22 protein-coding genes and 1 tRNA gene are annotated in these 22,418 nt (G+C 67.4%); 10 read left to right on the top strand and 13 right to left on the bottom strand.

Going from position 1 to position 22,418, the window contains the following annotated elements; genetic code table 11:
* Positions 1–48 precede the first annotated feature (48 nt).
* Positions 49–1,056 (top strand): DUF2125 domain-containing protein, encoded by a 1,008-nt coding sequence (locus ABS73_RS00850; protein ID WP_277022626.1) that lies wholly within the window; start codon positions 49–51, stop codon positions 1,054–1,056.
* On the opposite strand, the gene ABS73_RS00845 is transcribed toward ABS73_RS00850, so the two are convergent.
* The 4 genes from ABS73_RS00845 to ABS73_RS00830 form a co-directional block, all read right to left on the bottom strand.
* Positions 1,053–1,979, bottom strand: a complete 927-nt coding sequence (locus ABS73_RS00845; protein WP_277022630.1) for a prephenate/arogenate dehydrogenase family protein — start codon at positions 1,977–1,979, stop codon at positions 1,053–1,055. The genes ABS73_RS00850 and ABS73_RS00845 overlap by 4 nt on opposite strands.
* A complete protein-coding gene (gene hisC / locus ABS73_RS00840; protein ID WP_277022633.1) occupies positions 1,976–3,064 on the bottom strand; it encodes a histidinol-phosphate transaminase in 1,089 nt (362 codons plus the stop codon). Before hisC ends, ABS73_RS00845 begins: the two co-directional genes overlap by 4 nt.
* Positions 3,065–3,264: 200 nt before the next feature.
* Positions 3,265–3,885 (bottom strand): 30S ribosomal protein S4, encoded by a 621-nt coding sequence (gene rpsD / locus ABS73_RS00835; RefSeq protein ID WP_136857291.1) that lies wholly within the window; start codon positions 3,883–3,885, stop codon positions 3,265–3,267.
* A gap of 152 nt (positions 3,886–4,037) precedes the next feature.
* Positions 4,038–5,162: an ROK family transcriptional regulator gene (locus tag ABS73_RS00830; protein WP_277022637.1), complete on the bottom strand. Its 1,125-nt coding sequence runs from the start codon at positions 5,160–5,162 to the stop codon at positions 4,038–4,040.
* A gap of 124 nt (positions 5,163–5,286) precedes the next feature.
* On the opposite strand from ABS73_RS00830, the gene ABS73_RS00825 reads away from it, so the two are divergent.
* From ABS73_RS00825 to ABS73_RS00815, 3 genes are all read left to right on the top strand, one after another.
* Positions 5,287–6,309, top strand: coding sequence for a sugar ABC transporter substrate-binding protein (locus ABS73_RS00825; protein ID WP_409779437.1), 1,023 nt, complete (start codon positions 5,287–5,289; stop codon positions 6,307–6,309).
* 81 nt (positions 6,310–6,390) lie between these two features.
* Positions 6,391–7,446 (top strand): ABC transporter permease, encoded by a 1,056-nt coding sequence (locus tag ABS73_RS00820; protein ID WP_277022643.1) that lies wholly within the window; start codon positions 6,391–6,393, stop codon positions 7,444–7,446.
* On the top strand, positions 7,443–8,216 hold the full coding sequence (locus ABS73_RS00815; protein ID WP_277022646.1) for an ATP-binding cassette domain-containing protein: 774 nt from the start codon (positions 7,443–7,445) through the stop codon (positions 8,214–8,216). Before ABS73_RS00820 ends, ABS73_RS00815 begins: the two co-directional genes overlap by 4 nt.
* Positions 8,217–8,289: 73 nt before the next feature.
* Here ABS73_RS00815 and ABS73_RS00810 read toward each other — a convergent pair whose 3' ends face one another.
* The 5 genes from ABS73_RS00810 to thrS all read right to left on the bottom strand — a co-directional run bounded on the left by ABS73_RS00810 (position 8,290) and on the right by thrS (position 14,067).
* Positions 8,290–9,510 carry a multidrug effflux MFS transporter gene (locus ABS73_RS00810; RefSeq protein WP_277022649.1) on the bottom strand — a complete coding sequence of 407 codons (1,221 nt, stop codon included), beginning with the start codon at positions 9,508–9,510 and terminating at the stop codon, positions 8,290–8,292.
* A 57-nt stretch (positions 9,511–9,567) separates the two neighbouring features.
* Entirely contained in the window at positions 9,568–10,197 is a 630-nt protein-coding gene (locus ABS73_RS00805) for a DsbA family oxidoreductase (RefSeq protein ID WP_277022652.1), read from the bottom strand.
* Positions 10,194–11,648: a class I adenylate-forming enzyme family protein gene (locus ABS73_RS00800; protein ID WP_277022655.1), complete on the bottom strand. Its 1,455-nt coding sequence runs from the start codon at positions 11,646–11,648 to the stop codon at positions 10,194–10,196. The genes ABS73_RS00805 and ABS73_RS00800 overlap by 4 nt, the downstream gene beginning before the upstream one ends.
* A 74-nt stretch (positions 11,649–11,722) precedes the next feature.
* The gene (locus ABS73_RS00795; RefSeq protein WP_136857298.1) at positions 11,723–11,929 is read right to left on the bottom strand and encodes a cold-shock protein; all 207 of its coding nucleotides are present in this window, start codon (positions 11,927–11,929) and stop codon (positions 11,723–11,725) included.
* Positions 11,930–12,120: 191 nt separating this feature from the next.
* Positions 12,121–14,067, bottom strand: coding sequence for a threonine--tRNA ligase (gene thrS, locus ABS73_RS00790; protein ID WP_277022659.1), 1,947 nt, complete (start codon positions 14,065–14,067; stop codon positions 12,121–12,123).
* Positions 14,068–14,183: 116 nt separating this feature from the next.
* Between thrS and ABS73_RS00785 the strand changes: the two genes are divergently transcribed.
* Together ABS73_RS00785 and ABS73_RS00780 are read left to right on the top strand one after the other, a co-directional pair.
* A complete protein-coding gene (locus tag ABS73_RS00785; RefSeq protein ID WP_277022662.1) occupies positions 14,184–15,473 on the top strand; it encodes an MFS transporter in 1,290 nt (429 codons plus the stop codon).
* Positions 15,470–16,222: an alpha/beta hydrolase gene (locus ABS73_RS00780; RefSeq protein WP_277022666.1), complete on the top strand. Its 753-nt coding sequence runs from the start codon at positions 15,470–15,472 to the stop codon at positions 16,220–16,222. Before ABS73_RS00785 ends, ABS73_RS00780 begins: the two co-directional genes overlap by 4 nt.
* Here ABS73_RS00780 and ABS73_RS00775 read toward each other — a convergent pair.
* From ABS73_RS00775 to ABS73_RS00765, 3 genes are all read right to left on the bottom strand, one after another.
* Entirely contained in the window at positions 16,204–16,677 is a 474-nt protein-coding gene (locus ABS73_RS00775; RefSeq protein WP_277022669.1) for a pyridoxamine 5'-phosphate oxidase family protein, read from the bottom strand. The genes ABS73_RS00780 and ABS73_RS00775 overlap by 19 nt on opposite strands.
* A gap of 90 nt (positions 16,678–16,767) precedes the next feature.
* Positions 16,768–18,099, bottom strand: coding sequence for a polyhydroxyalkanoate depolymerase (phaZ, locus tag ABS73_RS00770; RefSeq protein ID WP_277022684.1), 1,332 nt, complete (start codon positions 18,097–18,099; stop codon positions 16,768–16,770).
* A 129-nt stretch (positions 18,100–18,228) separates the two neighbouring features.
* Positions 18,229–18,492 carry a hypothetical protein gene (locus tag ABS73_RS00765; RefSeq protein ID WP_286693377.1) on the bottom strand — a complete coding sequence of 88 codons (264 nt, stop codon included), beginning with the start codon at positions 18,490–18,492 and terminating at the stop codon, positions 18,229–18,231.
* On the opposite strand from ABS73_RS00765, the gene phaC reads away from it, so the two are divergent.
* The 4 genes from phaC to ABS73_RS00745 all read left to right on the top strand — a co-directional run bounded on the left by phaC (position 18,482) and on the right by ABS73_RS00745 (position 21,800).
* Positions 18,482–20,341 (top strand): class I poly(R)-hydroxyalkanoic acid synthase, encoded by a 1,860-nt coding sequence (gene phaC, locus ABS73_RS00760; protein ID WP_502686043.1) that lies wholly within the window; start codon positions 18,482–18,484, stop codon positions 20,339–20,341. The two genes, ABS73_RS00765 and phaC, sit on opposite strands and share 11 nt — an antisense overlap.
* Positions 20,342–20,513: 172 nt before the next feature.
* On the top strand, positions 20,514–20,969 hold the full coding sequence (locus tag ABS73_RS00755; protein WP_136857304.1) for a Phasin: 456 nt from the start codon (positions 20,514–20,516) through the stop codon (positions 20,967–20,969).
* Between the two features lie 132 nt (positions 20,970–21,101).
* On the top strand, positions 21,102–21,668 hold the full coding sequence (phaR, locus tag ABS73_RS00750; protein ID WP_277022672.1) for a polyhydroxyalkanoate synthesis repressor PhaR: 567 nt from the start codon (positions 21,102–21,104) through the stop codon (positions 21,666–21,668).
* Between the two features lie 42 nt (positions 21,669–21,710).
* A tRNA-Ser gene (locus ABS73_RS00745) sits at positions 21,711–21,800 on the top strand.
* Positions 21,801–21,847: 47 nt separating this feature from the next.
* On the opposite strand, the gene ABS73_RS00740 is transcribed toward ABS73_RS00745, so the two are convergent.
* On the bottom strand, positions 21,848–22,418 hold a 571-nt coding region (locus ABS73_RS00740), incomplete at its 5' end, for a tyrosine-type recombinase/integrase (RefSeq protein ID WP_286693376.1).

The following is a 22,418-nucleotide window of genomic DNA, read 5'->3' as shown; positions in this document are numbered from 1 at the left end:
GGGCACAAGGTAGGACGACACGGGGTCGGAAAAAAGGGCAACACGGACATGCGCGGCGCGGTAATCGGAACGGGGCTGGTGGCGGCAATCGTGGTGGGCGGCTGGCTGGGGGTCGAGACGCTGGCCCGCGACCGGGTGGCGGCATGGGTCGCCACCGACCCGGCGCTGGAGGCGGCCTCGGTCACGGCGCTGCGCGATCCGCGCCAGATCGGGGTCGCGCTGACGGATCTGCGCTTCAGCGACCCGGCCTTTGGGGTCGCGCTGCCCTGGATGCGCGCCTGGCTGTCGCCCCTGGCGCCGCTGACCGCGCAGCTGGACCTGCCCGATCAGGCGCAGGTGATGCAGGGCGGCCAGGTGATGCAGCTGGGCCTGTCGGCCCCGGTGGCCAGCCTGTCGCTGGCGCCGCTGAACCGCATGGCGCCCGACCGGCTGGACCTGCAGGCGCAGGACGTGACGCTGGACGGGCAGCCGCTGGCGGATGCGCTGTCGGTGCAGGCGCGGATGGTGCCGTTGGGCGCCGATGCGCCGCGCCCGGCACGCGCGGCCTATGGGGTCGATCTGTCGCTGGAGGGGCTGGATGTCGGGGGTCTGGCGCGTTTGGGGCTGGATCCCGGGCCGCTGCCAGGGCCGGTGGGCGCGCAGGGACCTGTGCGGATCTGGCTGGACGGCACGCCCTCGGTCACAGGCGATCAGGTGCCCCAGATCGTCGGCTGGCAGACCGAGGGGCTGGCCCTGCAGGCGGGCCAGATCGGCCTGCGCATCATCGGCCGCCTGTCCCGCGACGCCCAGGGCCGGGCCGAGGGTCAGGTCGCGCTCTATTCCGCCGATGCGGATGCGATGATCGGAATGGCGGTGGGGCTGGGCCTGATCCCGCCGCAGGGCCAACTGCTCCTGCGCGCGGGCCTGTCGCAGCTGTCGCGCGCCGATCTGGACGACACGCTGCCCGGCCCCGATTTCCCCGGCCCCGCGGAGGGAGAGCTGCGCCTGCCCATCATCATGCGCAACGGCCAGCTGATCCTGGGCGGGGTGCCGATCGGACCCGCGCCCGCGATCTAGCCTGCGGGCCGGGCGCCGGGGGTGCGGCCGAAATCGGGCGCCTCGGTGTCCTGACCGGCCTCGATGATGCCGCGACGGATCGCGCGGGTCCGGGTGAAATAGTCGTGCAGCTGCTGGCCGTCGCCCATGCGGATGGCGCGCTGCAGCACGAACAGCTCCTCGGTAAAGCGGCCCAGGATGTCCAGCGTCGCCTCCTTGTTATGCAGGAACACGTCGCGCCACATGGTCGGGTCGCTGGCCGCGATCCGGGTGAAATCGCGGAAACCGGCGGCGGAATACTGGATCACCTCCTCGCCGGACACCCGGCGCAGGTGGTCGGCCACCCCGACCATCGTATAGGCGATCAGATGCGGCGCATGGCTGGTCACGGCCAGGACCAGGTCGTGATGGGCGGCGTCCATCCGGTCGGTCTTGGCACCCATCGCGGTGATCAGCCGGTCCAGGCGGGCCAGCGCGTCCGGGTCGGTGTCGGGCAGCGGCGTCAGCAGCCACCAGCGATTGCGGAACAGGCTGGCAAAACCCGCGCGCGGCCCGGAATGTTCGGTCCCGGCCAGCGGATGGCCGGGGATGAAATGCACGCCGGCGGGCAGGCTGGGGGCGACCGCGTCGATCACTGACTGCTTGACAGAGCCGACATCGGTGATCGTGGCCCCGGGGGCCAGGTGGGGCGCGATCTCGGCCATGACGTCGGCCATGGCGCCGACGGGCACGGCCAGCACGACCAGATCGGCACCGTCCACGGCCAGTGCGGCGGTGTCGCAGACCTCGCACAGACCAATCTCGCGCGCGGTGTCGCGGGTCTCGGCGCTGCGGGCATAGCCGGTGATGCGGCCCGCCAGGCCGCCCTCCCGCATCGCATGGGCCATAGACCCCGCGATCAGGCCCAGGCCGATCAGCGCGACCTTGTCATAGACCTGCGTCATTGCGCGCGCCCCTGCATGAACCGTCCCAGGCAATCCAGCACCCGCGTCACGGCATCCTCATCGCCGACGGTGATGCGCAGCGCCTCGGGCAGGCCGTATCCGCCCACGCGCCGCACCAGGATGCCGTCCGCCCGCAGCGCCGCATCGGCGGCAGCGGCGGTGTCGGGGCCGTCGAACCGGGCCAGCACGAAATTGGCGTGGCTTTCGTCGCAGCCGATGCCCATCTGGATCAGCGATTGCCGCATCCGGTCGCGCATCTGCGCGTTCAGGTCGATGCAGCGGGTGGTGAAATCGCGGTCCAACACGGCGGCGCGGGCCGCGTCCATCTGGGCGTCGGAGAGGTTGAAGGGCTGGCGGATGCGGTTCAGCACGTCGATGACCTCCCGCGCGGCATAGCCCCAGCCCACGCGCAGCCCCCCCAGCCCGTAGGCCTTGGAAAAGGTGCGCGTCATGATCACGTTCGGATGCCGGTCGACCAGCGACGCGCCGCCGTCGAACCCCTCCGCGAATTCCGTATAGGCCCCGTCATGGACGAACAGCACCTGCGGCGGCAGCCCGTCGATCAGCCGTTGCAGCTGGTCCGCGCCCAGCATGGTGCCGGTGGGGTTGGCGGGGTTGGCGATGAACACGACCCGCGTGCGCTCGGTGACCGCCGCTAGAATCGCGTCCACATCGACGCGGCGGGTATCCTCCGGCACGGTGACCGGGGTGGCGCCGACCATGCGCGCCAGGATCGGATACATGGAAAAGCCGTGCTGGGTGGTGATCACCTCATCCCCCGGACCGGCAAAGGCCTGGACGACGAATTGCAGCACCTCGTCCGATCCCACGCCGCAGATGATGCGGTCGGGGTCCAGGCCGTGCACCTGCCCGATGGCTGTGCGCAGGCCCGCGTGGTCCGTCGCCGGATAGCGGTGCAGATCGCCCGCCGCGCGGCGGAACGCCTCTTGCGCTGCGGGGCTGGGGCCAAGCGGGTTCTCGTTCGACGACAGCTTCAGCACGTCGGCGCGGCCCGCCAGCGTGCTTTCGCCGCTGACGTAGAGCGCGATGTCCATGATGCCGGGCTGCACGGGTGTCTGGGTCATGGGGTCCATCCTTGTGTCGAACCCCGTCTAGTCGCGCCATCGGCGTTAGAAAAGCCCCCAAACCGCCGCGCCGCCATCCGGCCCGCGCGACGCCGGGGAGTGCGGGGGGCTTGCCCCCCGCCGTGGCGGGACGCAAAAGGGCCGCATCCGAAGATGCGGCCCCCCTGTGATGTCGCTTCGGGCACAGGTCCCGGCGGCGATCAGTTCTTGGCGTAGAATTCGACGACCAGGTTCGGTTCCATCTGCACGGCATAGGGAATGTCGCCCAGAGCCGGGGTGCGCACGAAGGTCGCGGTCATCTTGTTGTGGTCGACTTCCAGGTAATCCGGGACGTCACGCTCGGTCAGGGCGACGGCTTCCAGCACGATGGCCAGCTGGCGCGAGCGCTCGCGGATCGAGATGACATCGCCTTCCTTGACGCGGTAGGACGCGATGTTCACGCGCTGACCGTTGACCTGGATGTGGCCGTGGTTGACGAACTGGCGGGCGGCCCAGATGGTCGCCACGAACTTGGCGCGATACACGATCGCGTCCAGGCGACGCTCCAGCAGGCCCACCAGGTTCTCGCCGGTGTCGCCGCGGATCCGCTCGGCTTCGGCATAGATGCGGCGGAACTGCTTTTCGGTCAGGTCGCCATAGTAGCCCTTGAGCTTCTGCTTGGCGCGCAGCTGGGTGCCGAAGTCCGACAGCTTGTTCTTGCGGCGCTGGCCGTGCTGGCCGGGGCCGTATTCACGACGGTTGACGGGCGACTTGGCGCGGCCCCAGATGTTCTCGCCCATGCGGCGGTCGAGCTTGTACTTGGCAGACGTGCGTTTGGTCACGGCTGATCTCCTTCAACAGGTTGCGAAGGGCGTTGTCCTCTGGCCAAGGCTCTTGCGAACCGTGGCCTGACAGGGTTCCCCTTGCGGGGTCCACCAACACCAACGAAGCGTGCCGTATAGACGCGCAGGCCCCGGTGTCAACCGCAATCGCCCTAGTCCAGCGCTCCGTCGGGCTGGAAGAAATGCGACAAGGGCAGGCCCGCGGCCCCCAGAATGCGGGCGCTGCGGCCCAATGTGCCCTCGATCACTTGCGGGCGGTCGATGCCCGCGGCGGGCATCGCCTGCAGCGCGCCGCGCATGGCCTGCGCCAGGCGGGCGCGGGTCGCGGGCGGCACCGCGCCGTCGATCACCACCAGCGGCAGATCGACCAGCGCCACCGCCGACATCGCCGCGAAGGCCAGGGCGCGGCCCGCCTGATCGGCCCAGTCCGCCTCGACCGCGGGGGGCACGTCCCATCCCGAATCGTCGGGCGGCAGCGACCGCCCGATCCGCGTCTCCAGCGCCGAGACCGAGGCCTGGTCCAGCAGCTGCCCGCCCCCCGGACCGACCGAGGGGATGGGCATAGAGCCGAGCGCCCCGGCATTGCGGGTCGGCCCGTGGCGCAGCGCTCCGTCCAGCACGATGCCGCCCCCCGCGAAATGCGCGATGTAGATATGGATGAAATCACGCGGCAGGTCGTTGCGGCCAAAGATCAGCTCGGCCCCGCAGGCGGTCGTGCCGTCATTGTCCAGAAACACCGGAAAGGGCAGGCCGCGCGCCAGTTCGTGGCGCAGGTCCAGGTCCAGCCAGTCGGACATCTCATGGCCCCAGTCCCACAGGCGATAGGGCGTGGCGATGCCCAGCCCGGTGATGCGGGCGCGTTCGGCGGGCGACAGTGTGGCCAGCATCGTCTCCAGCCCCTGGCGGGCAAAGGCCATCACGCGGTCGGGGCGGGGGTGGCTGTGGACCTCCTGGCGGTGCATGCGGACCCGGCCCGCGAAATCGACCAGCGCCAGTTCCGCCAGCCTGCGCCCGATCTTGAGGCCCAGGAACAGCGCCCCGTCCGGCGCCAGCGCCAGGGGCGTCGAGGGCTGGCCGACCTTGCCGCGCACCACCGCGCCCGCATCCAGATAGCCCGCCTGCATTAGCTTGCGCGTCAGGTTCGTGATGGACTGGGCCGACAGGTCCATCAGCTGGACCAGCGCGGCACGCGGCATCGGCCCCCGCTTGCGGATCAGCGACAGGATCAGCCGTTCGTTCCGGCTGAGCGCGCCGGGGCCGTCACGATCAAGGGGCATGGGTCCGTCCTCCTGAAATGCATTAATCAACATGATTGATTTATTGACAAGTCGATTCTTCTGGTGCTTTGTGAATGCAAGACGGCCGAGGAACCGTCGTGCTGGAGGAGTTAGTAAAGTGACCATCAAGACCGTTTTCCGCGCATCCGTCGCGGTGTCCGCCCTTGCCCTGTCCGCAGGGTTCGCCCAGGCCCAAGAGGCCACCAAGGCCTGCCTGATCACCAAGACGGACATCAACCCGTTCTTCGTGAAGATGAAGGAAGGCGCCACCGCCAAGGCCAATGAACTGGGCATCGAGCTGATGACCTTTGCCGGCAAGATCGATGGCGACCACGAAACCCAGCAGCAGGCTGTTGAAAGCTGCATCGCGGCGGGCGTCAAGGGCATCCTGATCGCCGCCTCCGACACCAAGGCCATCACCGATTCCCTGGGCCAGGCGCGTGAGGCCGGCATCCTGGTCATCGCGCTGGACACGCCGCTGGACCCGATCGACGCGGCTGACGCGACCTTCGCCACCGACAACCGCGAGGCCGGCCGCCTGATCGGCGCATGGGCCGCGGCCCAGATGGGCGACGCGGCGGCCGACGCCAAGATCGCCATGCTGGACCTGTCGGCCAGCGCGCCGTCCGTGGACGTGCTGCGCGACCAGGGCTTCCTAGCGGGCTTTGGCATCGACGTGAAGGACGAGAACGTCATCGGCGACGAGGACGATGCCCGCATTGTCGGCCATGACGTCACCTCGGGCAACGAGGAGGGCGGCCGTCAGGCGATGGAGGCCCTGCTGCAGCGCGATTCCGGTATCAACCTGGTCTATACGATCAACGAACCCGCCGCCGCCGGTGCCTATGAGGCGCTGAAATCCTTTGGCATGGAAGAGAACGTGATGATCGTGTCCGTCGATGGCGGCTGCCCGGGCGTGCAGAACGTCCAGGAGGGCGTGATCGGTGCCACCGCGCAGCAATACCCGCTGCTGATGGCGTCCATGGGCATCGAGGCGATCGCGGCATTCGCCGCCGACGGCACCAAGCCCGAGACCACCGAGGGCCTGGATTTCACCAATACCGGCGTGAACCTGGTCACCGACAGCCCGGCCGAGGGCGTCGAATCGATCAGCGTCGCCGAAGGGCTGGAGCGCTGCTGGGGCTGATGCCCCCACCTGCCCCATGCTGAACGGCCGATGGCGGGACATCCCGCCATCGTGCCCTTTGCCATACCCACGGAGAGTCCGATGTCCGACACCCCCGATCCCGTGGTCCCGCGCAATGCCAGCGATACGGTCGCCCAGTTCGACCACCGTCATCGCAGCACGCTGGACCGGGTGCAGCATTTCCTGCACCAGTATCCCACCATGGTTCCGGTCATCGTGCTGGTCCTGTCGCTGATCGCCTTCGGGCTGATCTCTCCGAACTTCTTCTCGGCCTTCAACCTGTCGCTGGTGCTGCAGCAGGTGGCGGTGGTGGGCACGCTGGCGGCGGCGCAGTCGCTGGTGATCCTGACCGCGGGGATCGATCTGTCGGTCGGTGCCGTCATGGTGCTGATCTCGGTCGTGATGGGCCAGCTGGCCATCAATTTCGGCGTGCCCGTGCCCATCGCCATCTTCGTGGGCCTGGCCTGCGGGGCGGCCACCGGGGCGCTGAACGGGTTCCTGGTCACGCGGCTGAAGCTGCCGCCCTTCATCACCACGCTTGGCACATGGAACGTGTTCCTGGCGCTGAACTATTACCTGTCGGGCCGCGAGACGATCCGCAGCCAGACCCTGGATGCCGAGGCGCCGCTGCTGAAATTCTTTGGCACCCGGCTCGAGATCGGCGGCGCTGTGCTGACCTATGGGGTCGTGCTGATGCTGGTCGTGTTCGCGGTGCTGTATTACGCGCTGTACAAGACGGCCTGGGGTCGGCGCGTCTATGCGGTGGGCGACGATCCGGAATCGGCGGCCCTGGCGGGCATCCAGACCAAGCGCGTGCTGCTGTCGGTCTATGTCGTGGCGGGCCTGATCTGCGGCCTGGCGGCTTGGTCCTCGATCGGGCGGGTGGGCTCGATCAGCCCGACCTCTTTCTTCGAGGCCAATCTGGAATCGATCACGGCGGTGGTCATCGGCGGCATCTCTCTGTTCGGGGGGCGCGGGTCGATCCTGGGGCCGCTGATCGGGGCGCTGATCGTGGGCGTGTTCAATTCCGGCCTGCGGCTGGCGGGGGTGGATGTGCTGTGGCAGCTGTTCGCGACCGGCTGGCTGATCATCTTTGCCGTCGCCGTCGACCAATGGATCAGAAAGGTGTCGTCATGACCGAACCGCTTTTGTCCGCGCGCAACCTGGTCAAGCGCTATGGCCGCGTGACCGCCATGGACCATGCCGATTTCGACCTGTACCCCGGCGAGATTCTGGCCGTCATCGGCGACAACGGCGCCGGCAAGTCCAGCCTGATCAAGGCCATTTCCGGCGCGGTCAAGCCCGATGAGGGAGAGATCCGCCTGGACGGCAAGCCGGTCAGCTTTGACAGCACGCTGGATGCCCGCAAGATGGGGATCGAGACGGTCTATCAGACGCTGGCCTTGTCGCCCGCCCTGTCGATCTCGGACAACATGTTCATGGGCCGCGAGATCAGGAAGCCGGGCTTCATGGGCAAGTGGCTGGGCATGCTGGACAAGCAGGCGATGGACGATTTCGCCCGCGCCAAGCTGACCGAGCTGGGGCTGATGACCATCCAGAACATCAGCCAGCCGGTCGAGACCCTGTCGGGCGGTCAGCGCCAGGGCGTGGCCGTGGCCCGCGCGGCGGCATTCGGCAGCCGGGTGATCATCCTGGACGAGCCGACCGCCGCTTTGGGCGTCAAGGAAAGCCGCCGCGTGCTGGACCTGATCCAGGATGTGCGGTCGCGGGGCATTCCCATCGTGCTGATCAGCCACAACATGCCGCATGTCTTCGAGGTGGCCGACCGCATCCACATCCACCGTCTTGGCAAGCGGCTGTGCGTCATCGACCCCAAGGAGCATTCGATGTCGGATGCGGTGTCCTACATGACCGGGGCGCGGGCGCCCGAGGGCGTCGCCGCCTGATCTGCGTCCCGCGACGGCCGGGGGGCTTCGCGCCCCCCGGACCCCCCGCGGCGTGGCCCTGTCGGCGCGGGCGTCAGTCCGTCAGGCGGCGCATCAGGACCCACGCCAGCGCCGAGCAGATCAGCGTCGCCGTGATCGCCGGGATCGCGGTCCCGTCATAGAGCAGACCGACCGGCGCCGCGATCATCACCGCCGCCAGCGTCGAGATGGCCGCCACGATCGAGGCCACCATGCCCGCGATATGGCCCATGCGCTGCAGCGCCAGCGCGTTCAGGTTGCCGAAGGTGACCCCCGCCATGAAGAACACGCTGACCGCCCAGAAGAAGAACAGCGGGAATTGCAGCGCATCGGGCAGCACGCCGCTGAGGATCAGCACCAGCGCCACGCCGGACACCACGGTCTGCATGATGTAGGCCCATTTCGCGATCCGCCGCATGCCGAACCGCATCACGAAGGTCGCGTTCAGGATGGTGCCCGACCCCGACAGCAGCGCCATTGCGGCGAACCAGAGGTGGAAGTTCTCTCCCTTGCCATAGGTCTCGCCGAAGAGCTGCTGGGCCGAGGACAGCAGGCCGAACATCTGACCGAAGCCCAGGGTCAGGATCAGCGTGGTCAGCATCACCTGGCGGTCGGTGAGCACCTCGCGGGCGGCGGCATAGAGCGTGCCGACGCGCAGGGGGCGGCGGGCGGCGGGGGGCAGCGTCTCGGCCTGGCGGATGTTCAGCCAGAGTGCCCCCACGACGGCGAAAACGATGAAGGCCAGAAACACCCCGTGCCAGTCCGAGATCGCGATGATCCCCGCCCCAAGCGTCGGCGCCACGGCGGGGATCATGATGAAGATCATCATCACGAAGCTGCTGATGCGCGCCATCTCGCGGCCCTCATAGAGGTCGCGGACCAGAGCCAGGCCCACGATGCGGGGGGCTGCGGCGCCCAGGCCCTGCACGAAGCGGGCGATCAGCAGGAACTCCAGCGAATTGGCATAGAGCGCGGCGACGGTCGCGGCGATATAGATGCCAAAGCCGATGGTGATCGTCCGCTTGCGGCCGAGCGCGTCCGAGATGGGGCCCGCGAACAGCGTGCCCAGCCCCATCCCGGCCACGAAGGTGGTCAGGATCAGCTGGGCGCGATTGACGTTGTCGGGGGTCAGGTCGGCCGCGATGTCGGGCAGCGCGGGCAGCATTGCGTCGATCGAAAACGCGATCGTGGCAAACAGGAACGCCAGCATCGCGATGAATTCGGGCAAGGGCAGGCGGCGGGCCTGCGCAGTCGCCGGGTGGGCAAGGTCGGACATGGGGATCACCAATCGGTTCTGACCCCCCAGATAGGCGTGATTTGCAGAGTCTGCAAGTCAATGGGGGCGGGAGGCAGCCATGATCTCGTCGATGACCTGCTGCCACAGCGTCGCAGGCTGCGCACCGCTGACGGCATGGGCATCGGCCACGATGAAGGTCGGGACCGAGGTGATGCCCCGCCCGCGGGCATGCGCTTCGCGCTCCGCGACCTCGTCGCGATCGGCATCCGAGGCCAGCAGGCGGGTGGCCAGCGCGGGGTCCATGCCGGCACCCTTGGCGATGCGGGCCAGCACGGCATGGTCGCTGATGTCCTCGGCCTCTTGCCAATGGGCGCGCAGCAGGGCCGACATCACGCGGGTCTGCGCGCCCTCCAGCCCGGCCCAGTGCATCAGGCGGTGGGCATCGGTCGTGTCGGGTTCGCGCGGCGAAGGGTTCAGCGTCAGACCCAGGGCCGCGGCGCGTTCGGCCAGGGCGCTGGCGGCGTCGGCGGCACGGTCGCCCAGCTTGGCGCGCAGATGGGCCACGCGGTCCATGCCCTGGGGCGGCATGGTGGGGTTCAGGCGGAACGGGTGCCAGGTGATGGCAAAGGGATGGTCGGGGCGGCTTTCCAGCGCGCGGTCCAGCTCGACCTTGCCGATCAGGCACCAGGGGCAGACGGGATCGGCGAAGATGTCCAGGCGGGTCATTCCAGGTCCTTGCGATGCGCCGCGCGCAGGGCGCGGCGGTTGATCTTGCCGGTAGGCGTGCGCGGCAGCGCGTCCAACGGGATCCACGCGCGCGGCTGCTTGTAGCGGGCCAGGCCGTCCTGGGCCAGAGCCTGCATCTGCTCGGGCGTCGCGGGGCCGGTCCAGAAGGCCGCGACGATGCTGACGCCCGGCGCGATGGGCAGTTCCGCCACCGCCACGTCGCCCGCATCGGGATGGGTGGACAGGTGATCCTCGATCTCGGGCGGGGCAACGCGAAAGCCGCCGGCGTTCATGATGTCATCGGCACGGCCCAGCAGGGTGACGGCGCCATCGGGGGCGGCCTGGGCCAGATCGCCGGTCAGGAACCAGCCGTCGCGAAAGCAGGCCTGGGTGGCCGCCGGATCGTCCAGATAGCCCAGGAACAGCCCCGGATCATCGGCCCGCACCGCCAGCGGCCCGGGCTGGCCGGGGCCGTCGGTGTCCAGGACCGCGACATGGCGGCCCGGCTGCGGATATCCGGCAGTGCCGGGCGGCGCCGGGCGGTCGGGGCTGCCTGACAGGAAGGTCGAGATCTCGGACGCGCCCATCGCCTCGTGGATGTCGGTGCCGGTGCGGGCGGTCCATGCGGCGCGCAGGGCGGGGTCCAGCCGTTCCCCGGCGGCCAGGGCATGGCGCAGGGTGGCGATGGGCGGCCAGTCGGCGCGCAGCAGGCGGCGAAAGATGCCGGGCGCCCCGGCCAGGATGGTGGCGCCGTGGCGGGCGGCCAGCGCCGGGATCTGTTCGATGGGCGTGCCAGGGGCCGGGATCAGGGCGGTGGCGCCCAGGGTCCAGGGGTCCAGCAGCCCGGTGCCCAGGGTAAAGGTCCAGTTGAACGCCCCCGCATGCAGCAGCCTGTCGTCGGGGCGCAGCCCGTACCAGCCCTGCATCATGGCCTGCCGCGCCAGGATCGCGCGATGGGCGTGCATGACCGCCCGCGGCTGACCGGAACTGCCCGAGGTGAAGACGATATAGGCCAGCCGGTCCGCGGCACCCTGGGCAAACTCCGCGGGCGGCATCGTGGCAAAGCCGTCCAGATCGGCCTCGGTCAGGACGGGTGCGGGATGGTCGGGCAGGGGCACGCCCGCGCCCGCCACGATGACCGCCGGTGCGATGCGCGCGGCGATGCGGGTGATCTCGGGCGCGGTCAGCTGGGCCGAGGTCGGCACCGGGACCACGCCTGCGGCGATGGCACCCAGATAGGCGATCGGAAAGGCCGGACGGTTCGCCAGCCGCATCAGCAACCGGTCACCCGGGCGCAGGCCTGCACGCAGCAGGCCCGTGGCGGTGCCCAGAACCGCGCGGCGCAGTTCGGCATGCGACCAGACCTGGGCGTCGTCATGACCCATGACGACCAGGGCCTGGCCATCCGGGACATCCAGCCCCGCCCGCAGCACATGTTCCGCCAGGTTCATCCCTGCGCCCTGCCTGTTGTCCAACAAAAAACGGCCCGCGCGAACGGGCCGTCCGGATCACGCGCGCGGGCGGATCAGAGCAGTTTCAGATCGGCGGCCGAGGCGCGGCCGTCGCGGCCCGACTGCAGGTCGAATTCGACTTTCTGGTTGTCCTGCAGGCCGGTCAGGCCCGCACGCTCCACGGCGGAGATGTGCACGAACACGTCCTTGCCGCCATCATCGGGCGCGATGAAGCCAAAACCTTTGGTCGCGTTGAACCATTTAACCGTTCCGGTTGCCATAACCGTTCTCTCCTTCAAGTCATCCCGACGCAGGATTGCGCCAGGTCGTGCAGCCCGCTTTCGGTCTTCCGGCTGCCCAAGAGGGAGGCGGTAGAAAGTCTTTGCTCACGCGACTGAGAGGATGCCCGAATCGTTGCAAAAGGCAAGCATCAAACGCGGCCCCTGGGGGCCGCATTTGACGCAGGCAGGGGTCAGCGCAGGTCCGGGGGCGTGGCCTCAAGCGCCAGGTCGGCTACGACCTGATCCAAGGACACGGTGCGGCTGCCCTGTGCGTCCAGACGGCGCAGAGAGACGGTGCGATCCTCGACCTCCTTCATGCCGATGGCCAGGATCGCGGGGACGCGGCCGACCGAATGTTCGCGGACCTTGTAGTTGATCTTTTCGTTGCGGATGTCAGCCTCCGCGCGGATGCCCTTGGCGCGCAGGGCGGCCACGACCTGGTGCACATAGTCGTCGGCATCCGACACGATCGAGGCCACGACCACCTGGCGCGGGGCCAGCCAGAAGGGCAGCTTACCCGCGCTGTTCTCGATCAGGATGCCGATAAAACGCTCAAAGCTGCCCAGGACGGCGCGGTGCAGCATGATGGGCCGGTGCTTGGCCCCGTCGGGGCCAACATATTCCGCGTCCAGACGTTCAGGCAGGTTGGGGTCCACCTGCAGCGTGCCGCATTGCCAGTCGCGCCCGATCGCGTCGGTCAGCACGAATTCCAGCTTTGGCCCGTAAAACGCGCCCTCACCGGGGAAAATCGTATAGTCGTGACCTGCGGCCTTGCAGGCGTTCCCAAGGGCGGCCTCGGCCCGGTCCCAGCTTTCCTCGGTCCCGATGCGCTTTTCAGGGCGGGTGGACAGCTTGATCCGCCAGCCGTCAAAGCCCAGGTTGGCATAGATCCCGGCCAGGAAGTCGATGAACTTCTTGGTCTCGGCCTCGATCTGGTCCTCGGTGCAGAAGATGTGGGCGTCGTCCTGGGTGAACCCGCGCACCCGCATGATGCCGTGCAGCGCGCCTGAGGGCTCATAGCGGTTGCAGGACCCGAACTCGGCCATGCGCAGCGGCAGGTCGCGATAGGATTTCAGGCCATGGTTGAAGATCTGCACGTGACACGGGCAATTCATTGGCTTCAGGGCGTTGATCGTCTTGGTCTTGGCATGCTCCTCATCGACCTCGACGATGAACATGTTTTCTTGATAGTTCTCCCAGTGCCCTGATTCCTCCCACAATTTCCGGCTGACGACCTGCGGGGTGTTGACCTCGACATAGCCGTCGGCGCGCTGCTTGCGGCGCATGTAATCCTGAAGCGTGGTATAGATGTTCCAGCCGTTCGGGTGCCAGAAGATCTGTCCCGGCGCCTCCTCCTGCATGTGGAACAGGTCCATCTCGCGGCCCAGCTTGCGGTGGTCGCGCTTGGCGGCCTCCTCCAGCATGGTCATATGCGCCTTGAGGTCGTCGCGGTTGCGGAAGGCCACGCCATAGATGCGCTGCAGCATGGGCCGCGTCGCATCGCCCAGCCAATAGGCCCCGGCGATATGGGTCAGCTTGAAGGCATCGGCGGGCAGCTGCCCGGTGTTCTGCAGATGCGGGCCGCGGCACAGGTCCTGCCAGTCGCCGTGCCAGTACATGCGCAGGTCCTGTCCCTCGGGGATGCGGTCGATCAGCTCCAGCTTGAAGGGCTCGTTCGCCGCCTTGTAATGGGCGATGGCGCGGTCGCGGTCCCAGATCTCGGTGCGGACGGGGTCGCGGGCGTTGATGATCTCCTTCATCTTGGCCTCGATCGCGCCCAGATCGTCGGGGGTGAAGGGTTCCGCCCGGTCGAAATCATAGAACCAGCCGTGATCACGGATCGGGCCGATGGTGACCTTGACGTCGGGCCAGATCGCCTGGACCGCGCGGGCCATGACATGGGCGAAATCGTGGCGGATCAGCTCCAGCGCCTGCGCCTCGTCCTTCATCGAATGGATGGCGATCTGACCGCTGGCCGTGATCGGCCATGCCAGGTCGATATGGGTGCCGTCCAGGCTGGCGGAAATCGCGCGTTTCGCAAGGCTGGGCGCGATGCTCTCGGCGACCTCGGCGGCGGTCACGCCGGCGGGGTATTCGCGCGCATTGCCATCGGGAAAGGTAAGGGTGATCTGGGACATGCTGTCCTCCTCGTCGGTTTGGCGCCCACGGAACGCCCGGTTGCGGGTTATGGTCGGGCAGGCATGGACGTGCCCGCCCGATTAGTCAAGATTACGGCAACACACGGGAAGCCAGCATGAGCCACCACAGCGATTTCGAGGACCAGCTGTTCGAGCGTCTGGTCGAGGACCCCACCAGCGACGGCGGCCTGTCCGACGCCCAGAGCCAGGTCGAGCCGCGCAATTTCCTGCGCCATATCATGTCCCTGGCGGCGTCCAAGCTGGGCGACGGGCTGGTCGATGCGAAACTGGTGCTGTCCTGGCTGCTGACCCATCTGGGCGCGGGGGCGGGCGTGATCGGCCTGCTGGTCCCGGTGCGCGAGGCCGGATCGCTGCTGCCGCAGCTGTTCACCGCGGGCGCCATCGGGGCGTTGCCGCGGCGAAAATGGGCCTGGGCGGTGGGCAGCGTGGTGCAGGGACTGGCGGCGCTGACCATCGCCGCGATCGCGCTGACGATGCAGGGGGCTGCGGCGGGGGTCGCGATCGTCGCGGCGCTGGCGGTGCTGGCGCTGGCGCGGTCGGTCTGTTCGGCCAGCTACAAGGACGTGCTGGGCAAGACCGTGGGCAAGTCGCGCCGCGGCGCGGCCACCGGTTTCGCCAGCAGCGTGGGCGCGGCCGGAGTGATCGTCTTTGCGGGCCTGCTGCTGTGGCAGCCGCTGGACCGGGCAGTGCTGGTCATTGGCGCGGTGGCGCTGGCGGGGGTGGTCTGGATCGCGGCCGGCGCGGTCTTTGCGACGCTGGACGAGGAGGCGCAGCCGCGCGAGGAGGTCCTGAGCCTGTCGCAATCCCTGGTGCAGCTGAGGCTGGTGCGCGAGGACGGGCAGCTGGCGCGGTTCATCGTCGCGCGCTCTCTGCTGGTCGGCTCGGCGCTGGCGCCGCCCTATCTGCTGGTGCTGGCGGCCGCCGGCGAGGGGGATCAGCAGCTGGGCCTCCTGGTGCTGGCTTCGGCGTTGGCGTCGCTGCTGTCGTCCTGGGTCTGGGGGCGGATGTCGGACCGCTCGGCCCGGCGGGTGCTGATCTGGTCGGGGGTGGCGGGGGCCGTGGCGCTGGCGCTGGCGCTGGTGCTGGCTGCGATGGGGCTGGCGCAGGCAACGGGAGCCATTGCGGTGGTTCTGTTCGGGTTGATGATCGCCTATCACGGGGTCAGGCAGGGGCGGACCACCTATCTGGTCGACATGGCCCCCGAGGATCAGCGCGCGGCCTATACGGCGGTGTCGAACCTGGTTGTGGGGATCGTGCTGCTGGTGGCGGGTGCGGCATCCGCCGGGCTGGCGGTGCTGGGCGCCGCTTGGGCGGTCGCGGCCTTTGCCGTGGCATCGGCGATCGGAGCCTGGGTCGCATGGGGATTGGACGAGGTAAGCGAATGACGGATTTTCTGACCACGGATGTGGGACGGCGCATCGCCTATGAGCGGCTGGACGGGCAGGGCCCGGGCGTGGTGTTTCTGGGCGGGTTCCGGTCCGACATGCAGGGGTCCAAGGCGCTGCACCTGCGCGATTGGGCGGCATCGCAGGGGCGCGCCTTTCTGCGGTTCGACTATTCCGGGCATGGCGAAAGCGGCGGCGCGTTCGAGGAGGGCTGCATCGGCGATTGGGCCGCGGACGCACAGGCGGCCATCGCGGCGTTGACGGACGGGCCGCAGGTGCTGGTCGGGTCGTCGATGGGCGGGTGGATCAGCCTGCTGATCGCGCGGGACCACCCGGAACGCGTGGCAGGTCTGGTGACCATTGCCGCCGCGCCCGACTTTACCGAGCGTGGGTTCTGGGCTGGGTTTTCGGAGGAGCAGCGGGCAGAGCTTAACGGCGAGGGGCAGGTCGCCCTGCCGAGCGAATACGGCGCGCCCCTGATCCTGACGACGCTGCGCCTGATCGAGGACGGGCGCCAGCGGCTGGTGCTGGACCGGCCGCTGGCGCTGCCATTCCCGGTCAGGATGCTGCAGGGCACCGCGGATGCGGATGTTCCGGTCAGCTGGGCGCATGATCTGCTGGACCATGCATCGGGCGGCGATATCCGGCTGACCCTGGTGAAGGGGGCCGATCACCGGTTCTCGTCGCCCGCCTGTCTCTCGATGATCGTGTCGACCATCGAGGACGTGGTTCAGAACGTCAGGCTGTAATGGTCGCCCATGTCGGGCTTGTCGCCGGTGATCTTGGATTTCGCGATCTGGTACAGGAACGACACCTTGCCGCCGGTCGCCCAGACCTCGGCCTCGGTCAGGTCAAGGCGCAGCAACTGGACGTCGGGGTCTTGGCGGCCATCCTCGAACCAGCTGGAGGCGACGGCGTTCCACAGCTCGTCCAGCTTGGCGGCGTTGTCGGACAGCGACAGCTGACCGTGGATGCGGGCATAAAGGCCCTGACCGCCATCGCTGACGACGTGGATCGCGGGCTGCGCGCCCTGCGCCACGCTGTTGGCCAGATCGGTGCCCTTGGCGGTGATGAACCACAGCACGCCCGTCTTGCGGTCGGCGTAATGCGACATGGGGACCAGGCGCGGATCGCTGGTCACGCCCAGCATCCCGCTGTTGATGTCGTCCAGACGGCTCCAGAACTGGTGATTGTGGTCGGTCATCGGTGATCCTTTCGCGCCGCATCAGGCGGCCTTCGGGATCATAACAAGCCTGCGCCGGGACAGGTTCCCCGGCGCCCGGCGCGGGCGGGTTCAGACCGCCACGTTGTCCGAATGGGGCGCATCGTTCACGCCGCAATCGGCAGCGGCGCCGCCGACCTTGCGCTTGCGCCGCGGCTTGATGCTGTCGGGCAGGGCGGCGTTCTCGTCGATGAAATCCAGCACCATCGGGCGGATGTTGAGGCGCCAGGACTTGCCCGCAAAGATGCCGTAATGGCCCGCGCCGGGTTCCAGGTGCTGCACCTTTTTGGATTGCGGCACGCCCGTGCACAGGTCCAGCGCCGCGACGCATTGGCCAGGGGCAGAGATGTCGTCATTCGCCCCCTCGACCGTCATCACGGCGACCTCGGTGATCTTGCCGATGTCGACGGGCCGACCGTCGACGCTGAAGCGGTTCTTGGCGATCTCCAGGTTCTTGAAGATGCGTTCTACCGTGGACAGGTAGAACTCGGCCGTCATGTCCATGACCGCCAGGTATTCGTCATAGAACTTGTTGTGCTTGTCGCCCTCGCTGGCGGTACCACGGGCCTCGGCATAGAGCTGTTCGATGAAGGCGCGGGTATGCGTCTCCATGTTCATCGTGATGAAGGACGACAGCTGTGCAAGCCCCGGATAGACCATCCGGCCCGCGCCGCGATACTTGAAGCCCACCGACTGGATTGCCAGATGCTCCAGCTCTCCCATGGTGATGCGGTTGCCGAAATCGGTGACCTCGGTCGCGGCGGCGTCGGGATCGACCGGGCCGCCGATCAGGGTCAGGGTGCGGGGCTGGGCGGCCGGGTCATCCTCGGCCAGGATGGCGGTCGCGGCCAGGGCCAGCGGCGCAGGCTGGCAGACCGCAATGACGTTCACGTCCGGGCCCAGGTGGCGGATGAAGTCCACCAGATAGCGGGTGTAATCTTCGACGTCGAACTTGCCCGCGCTGACAGGGATGTCGCGGGCGTTGTGCCAGTCGGTCACGTACAGCTCGCAATCGTTCAGCAAAGACGTCACGGTCGAGCGCATCAGCGTCGCGTAATGGCCCGACATGGGCGCCACCAGCAGCACCTTGCGGGGCAGGGGGTCGCGGCGGGCGACGCGGAAATGGATCAGGTCGCCGAACGGGCGGCGCATGACGGGTTCGACATAGACGACGTGGTCCTGCCCGTCCTCTCCGGCGATGGGGGGGATCTCCCAATCGGGCTTAATCACCATGCGGGCGAAACTGCGTTCCGTCATGCGGCCCCAGGCCCCCAGCATGCGGAACCCCGGATGCGGAACAAGGGCGAAGGCCGGGTAGGACCCGATTGCCCGCGCGGTCGCGCCCATCCATTCGTTCGTGTTCCGAATCGTCTCCATCGCGTCATAGGACACGATGCCCCGAATACCCTTGACCGGCATGTTTTCCACCAATTGCTGCACTGCGGCACATGATAGTCGCGTGGTCGGCGGGCCGGAACGGGGTCAGAAGCCGGGTTTACGCCTTGCCTGCCCTGCGCCTATCATGGGTCATTCCTAGGGGGGATTACGGATCATGGCAAGACAGCCGGGGGCGACAGGTAAAAATGTTGCGAAATCGCGCGCGAAATCGGCAACAACCGGAAAGCCGCGCGCCAGCCGCACGGCAGCGGCGCAGGATGCCGAACCGGCGGTCGTGACGTCCGAGGCCAAGACGGCATCGCCCGCAAAGCCCAAGGCCGCCACCAGATCCCGGCCCGCCGCCAAGCCGAAGGTCAGCGCGACACCCGACGACAACGCCAAGCCGAAGGTGGCGCGCAAGCCGAAAGCCGCAGCCCCCCCCGCGCCCGAGGCCGGGTCTGCGCCCAAATCGGCCGGTCCCGATGCCGCCAACCCGGCGCGCGCGTCCGAAAGCCCGCCGCCCGCCCGTAAGCTGGCCGAGAACATCGAGCGGATCGAGACCCTGGGCCACCGCCTGATGTCGGCCCTGGCCGATCGCAGCCTGCCCAATCCCGGGGTCGAGGGGCCGGGGCCGGACCTGTACCTGACCGCTGCCAACGCCTTTCTGAAGACGCTGTCCGAACATCCCGCCAAGATGATCGAGACGCAGGTCTCGTTCTGGGGGCAGACGCTGTCCAACTATGCCCGCGCCCAGCAGGCGCTGGCGACCGGCCATCTGGTTGCGCCGCCCGATGACGGCCCGTCGGACAAGCGGTTCGCAAACCCGCTGTGGCAGAACCACCCCTATTTCAACCTGATCAAGCGGCAGTACCTGACCAATGCCCGCGCGCTCAAGGAGGCGTCCGACAGCCTGGAGCTGCCCGATGAGGTCGCGCGCCGCCGCGTCGACTGGATGACCGCGCAGATCATCGACATGATGGCACCCACCAATTTCCTGGCGACCAACCCGGACGCGCTGGAAAAGGCCGTCCAGACCGAGGGCGAGAGCCTGGTCAAGGGGCTGGAGAACCTGGTCCGTGACGTGGAGAGTCATGGCGGAGAGATGATCGTGTCGCTGGCCGACCGCCGCGCCTTTACCGTGGGCGAGAATATCGGCACCGCGCCCGGCACCGTCGTCTATCGCGCGCCTCTGTTCGAGGTGATCCAGTATGCCCCCAGCACGCCCAAGGCCCATGCCCTGCCGCTGCTGATCTTTCCGCCCTGGATCAACAAGTTCTACATTCTGGATCTGAAACCCCAGAACAGCCTGATCCGCTGGCTGGTCGATCAGGGCCACACCCTGTTCGTGGTCAGCTGGAAGAACCCCGATGCCGCCATGTCGGACACCGGCATGGAGGATTACGCCGAGGCCTATCTGGACGCGATGGATCAGGTGCTGGCGCAGACCGGTCAGAGCCGCCTGAACACCGTCGGCTATTGCATCGCGGGGACCACGCTGTCGCTGGTGCTGGCGCTGCTGAAACAGCGCGGCGACAAGCGGGTGAACTCGGCCACGCTGTTCACCACGCTGACTGACTTTTCGGATCAGGGAGAGTTCACCAGCTTTCTGCAGGACGATTTCGTCGGCGGCATCGACGCCGAGGTCCAGCGCCACGGGTTGCTGCGCGCGCAGCTGATGTCGCGCACCATGAGCTTTCTGCGCGCCAATGATCTGGTCTGGGGACCCGCCATCCGCAGCTATATGCTGGGCGAGACGCCGCCCGCGTTCGATCTGCTGTTCTGGAACGGAGACAGCACCAACCTGCCGGGGCGCATGGCGATGCAGTATCTGCGTGGGCTGTGCCAGAAGAACGCCTTCGCCACCGACGGGTTTGAGGTGCTGGGCCACCGCTTGCATCTGTCCGACGTCACGGTGCCGCTCTGCGCGGTGGCCTGCGAGGCCGATCACATCGCCCCCTGGAAGGACTGCTGGCGGGGTGTGGCGCAGATGGGGTCGGCGGACAAGACCTTCATCCTGTCGCAATCGGGCCATGTCGCGGGCATCGTGAACCCGCCCACGCGTCAGAAATACGGCCATTACCTCAGCGATCACGGCTTTGCCCAGGGGCATCAGGAATGGCGCGACGCGGCCGCGTTCCAGCCCTCCAGCTGGTGGCCGACCTGGGGCGCCTGGCTGGCCGAACGCGCCGGGCCGATGGTGGATGCCCGCGATCCGGGCGACGGGCTGGAGCCTGCGCCCGGCCGCTATGTCCACGAACGGGCAGGCTGATGTCACGGCGCCCTGCCGGCGGGGAACTGGCGGCAGGGCGCAGAAATTATGCTGCATCGCAGAAAAATATCTTGAAATGCTGCGGTGCAGCATTCATATTGGCTGCATGGAATGGAGAGCAGCGACCCGTTCCCATCGTCTCTCGGTCGCTGCACTGATAGGAGTGAACGATATGGCTAAGACCCCCGATTTCGCCAAGACCATGCAGGACATGATGGCCAACTTCCCGATCGACACCAGCTCGATGCAGGACGCCATGAAGTCGCAGAACGTCATGGGCGAAAAGCTGGCCCGCGTCGCGCTGAGCGCCGCCGAGCGTTCGACCGAGATTTCGGCCCGCTGGGCGCAGGACTCGATCTCGCGCATGGGTGAGCTGGCTGCGGTCAAGCAGGACCCGTCCGAATACGCCAAGGCCATGAGCGATTTCGCCTCGGCCGCAGCTGAAATGGCAGCCGAGCACATGGCCGCCTATGCGGAAGTCGCCAAGAAGGTCCAGATGGACACGGTCGATCTGATGCTGACCGCTGGCAAGGACATGGCCTCGGATGCGCAGAAGGTTGCCGAAAAGGCGACCCGCGACACCCAGGCCGCCGTCAAGAAGGCCACCACGGCTGCCGCCGAAAAGTGATCGCCTTATCACGACCGATCTCTTGGGGGCAGCTTCGGCTGCCCCCTTGTGCATTGAGGCGCCGGGTTTTTTCCTTTGCGTTTTGCAGGTGCAGCTTTCATCATGGGTCACCAGGCATTCAAGGACCCCAAGATGGCCGCATCGACTGCGCCGCTGCTGATCAAGCGTTATGCCAGCCGCCGCCTCTACAATACCGAGACCAGCGATTATGTGACGCTCGAGGATATCGCGCGCTTCATCCGCGACGGCCGAGAGGTTCGCATCGTGGATCTCAAGTCCGGTGACGACCTGACGCGGCAGTATCTACTGCAAATCATCGCCGAACACGAAAGCCGCGGCGAAAGCGTGCTGCCGCTGGACGTGCTGACCGACCTGGTGCGCAGCTACACCACGAATGCGCAATCCGTCGTGCCCCAGTTTCTGGCCGCCAGCTTCGAGATGCTGCGCGAGGGTCAGTCCAAGCTGATGGAGAACATGGCCTCGATGCCCAATCCGATGGCCAAGATGCCGGGCTTTGACGCGCTGCAGCGCCAGCAGCAGATGTTTCTCAAGGCGATGATGGGCGGATGGCCCGCAGGCGCCTTGGGTCCGCAGCCTGATGAGGCGGAGAGTGCCGCGACACCCCCCGACGACGCCCGCGACATGGCCGAGATCCGTCGCCAGCTGGCCGAGTTGCAAAAGCGCGTTTCCAAGCTGTGACCCACTTGCACCGCGCCGTCCACCGGGCTAGACCCGCGCTACGGAGCGGTGGCCGAGTGGTCGAAGGCGCACGCCTGGAAAGTGTGTAGGCGGGGAACCGTCTCGAGGGTTCGAATCCCTCTCGCTCCGCCATATGCCTAAAAATTCTGTTGATTATCAGTCGCTTGCGAGACTAATTGTCAACCCACTTCGGCGGGTTTGACAGTTGCAGTTTCGTCGTCTCTTTTCCCAAGCGCAAGCATTGCCCGCGCTGCGAGGTCTTTCCTACTGGCGGCGACGGTGTAGCGCGTCACCTCTGCCAGTGATCGATGGCCCGATATGGCCATGATTTCGTGTGCGCTGCAGCCTGCTTCTGCGAGTCGGCGACAGGTCGCTTTGCGCAGCCCATGCGGTGAAAGCGTCTTGGGCAGCCCGGCTTCACGCGTCATATCCTTGAACCAGTTGGTGAAGCCTGGCGCTGTGAACGGCTTCCCCTGCGCGGTCATCAGAAACGACAGGTTATCGAGGGGTAGCCTGTCAAGCAGCGCCTTCAAATCCGGATGTAACGGGATATGGACAGCCTGCCCGGTCTTCTGCTGGGTGATGGCTAAAATATCCTTGCGAACGTGCTGGCGTCCCATGCGCACGACATCGCTACGCCGTTGGCCGGTATAGAGCGTTTTGCGGCTTTCCAGATTCAGGATACCCCTGTGGCTTGATCTGTGATTCCCTGCCTGCATGACAGGTGGAGGGATGATATGGGCAGACCGC

The sequence above is a fragment of the Paracoccus sp. SCN 68-21 genome, assembly GCF_001724535.1.
GTDB classification, from domain to species: domain Bacteria; phylum Pseudomonadota; class Alphaproteobacteria; order Rhodobacterales; family Rhodobacteraceae; genus Paracoccus; species Paracoccus hibiscisoli.
Note: the sequence above shows the minus strand (reverse complement) of the source record. Positions and strands in the feature narration are given on the sequence as shown.

What these genes read in the sequence shown, in the direction of transcription:
- ABS73_RS00850 (WP_277022626.1), top strand. Translation starts at nt 49, where the DNA reads ATGCGCGGCGCGGTAATCGGAACGGGGCTGGTGGCGGCAATCGTGGTG.
- ABS73_RS00845 (WP_277022630.1), bottom strand. Translation starts at nt 1,979, where the DNA reads ATGACGCAGGTCTATGACAAGGTCGCGCTGATCGGCCTGGGCCTGATC.
- hisC (WP_277022633.1), bottom strand. Translation starts at nt 3,064, where the DNA reads ATGACCCAGACACCCGTGCAGCCCGGCATCATGGACATCGCGCTCTAC.
- ABS73_RS00830 (WP_277022637.1), bottom strand. Translation starts at nt 5,162, where the DNA reads ATGCCCCTTGATCGTGACGGCCCCGGCGCGCTCAGCCGGAACGAACGG.
- ABS73_RS00820 (WP_277022643.1), top strand. Translation starts at nt 6,391, where the DNA reads ATGTCCGACACCCCCGATCCCGTGGTCCCGCGCAATGCCAGCGATACG.
- ABS73_RS00815 (WP_277022646.1), top strand. Translation starts at nt 7,443, where the DNA reads ATGACCGAACCGCTTTTGTCCGCGCGCAACCTGGTCAAGCGCTATGGC.
- ABS73_RS00810 (WP_277022649.1), bottom strand. Translation starts at nt 9,510, where the DNA reads ATGTCCGACCTTGCCCACCCGGCGACTGCGCAGGCCCGCCGCCTGCCC.
- ABS73_RS00805 (WP_277022652.1), bottom strand. Translation starts at nt 10,197, where the DNA reads ATGACCCGCCTGGACATCTTCGCCGATCCCGTCTGCCCCTGGTGCCTG.
- ABS73_RS00800 (WP_277022655.1), bottom strand. Translation starts at nt 11,648, where the DNA reads ATGAACCTGGCGGAACATGTGCTGCGGGCGGGGCTGGATGTCCCGGAT.
- ABS73_RS00795 (WP_136857298.1), bottom strand. Translation starts at nt 11,929, where the DNA reads ATGGCAACCGGAACGGTTAAATGGTTCAACGCGACCAAAGGTTTTGGC.
- thrS (WP_277022659.1), bottom strand. Translation starts at nt 14,067, where the DNA reads ATGTCCCAGATCACCCTTACCTTTCCCGATGGCAATGCGCGCGAATAC.
- ABS73_RS00785 (WP_277022662.1), top strand. Translation starts at nt 14,184, where the DNA reads ATGAGCCACCACAGCGATTTCGAGGACCAGCTGTTCGAGCGTCTGGTC.
- ABS73_RS00780 (WP_277022666.1), top strand. Translation starts at nt 15,470, where the DNA reads ATGACGGATTTTCTGACCACGGATGTGGGACGGCGCATCGCCTATGAG.
- ABS73_RS00775 (WP_277022669.1), bottom strand. Translation starts at nt 16,677, where the DNA reads ATGACCGACCACAATCACCAGTTCTGGAGCCGTCTGGACGACATCAAC.
- ABS73_RS00755 (WP_136857304.1), top strand. Translation starts at nt 20,514, where the DNA reads ATGGCTAAGACCCCCGATTTCGCCAAGACCATGCAGGACATGATGGCC.
- phaR (WP_277022672.1), top strand. Translation starts at nt 21,102, where the DNA reads ATGGCCGCATCGACTGCGCCGCTGCTGATCAAGCGTTATGCCAGCCGC.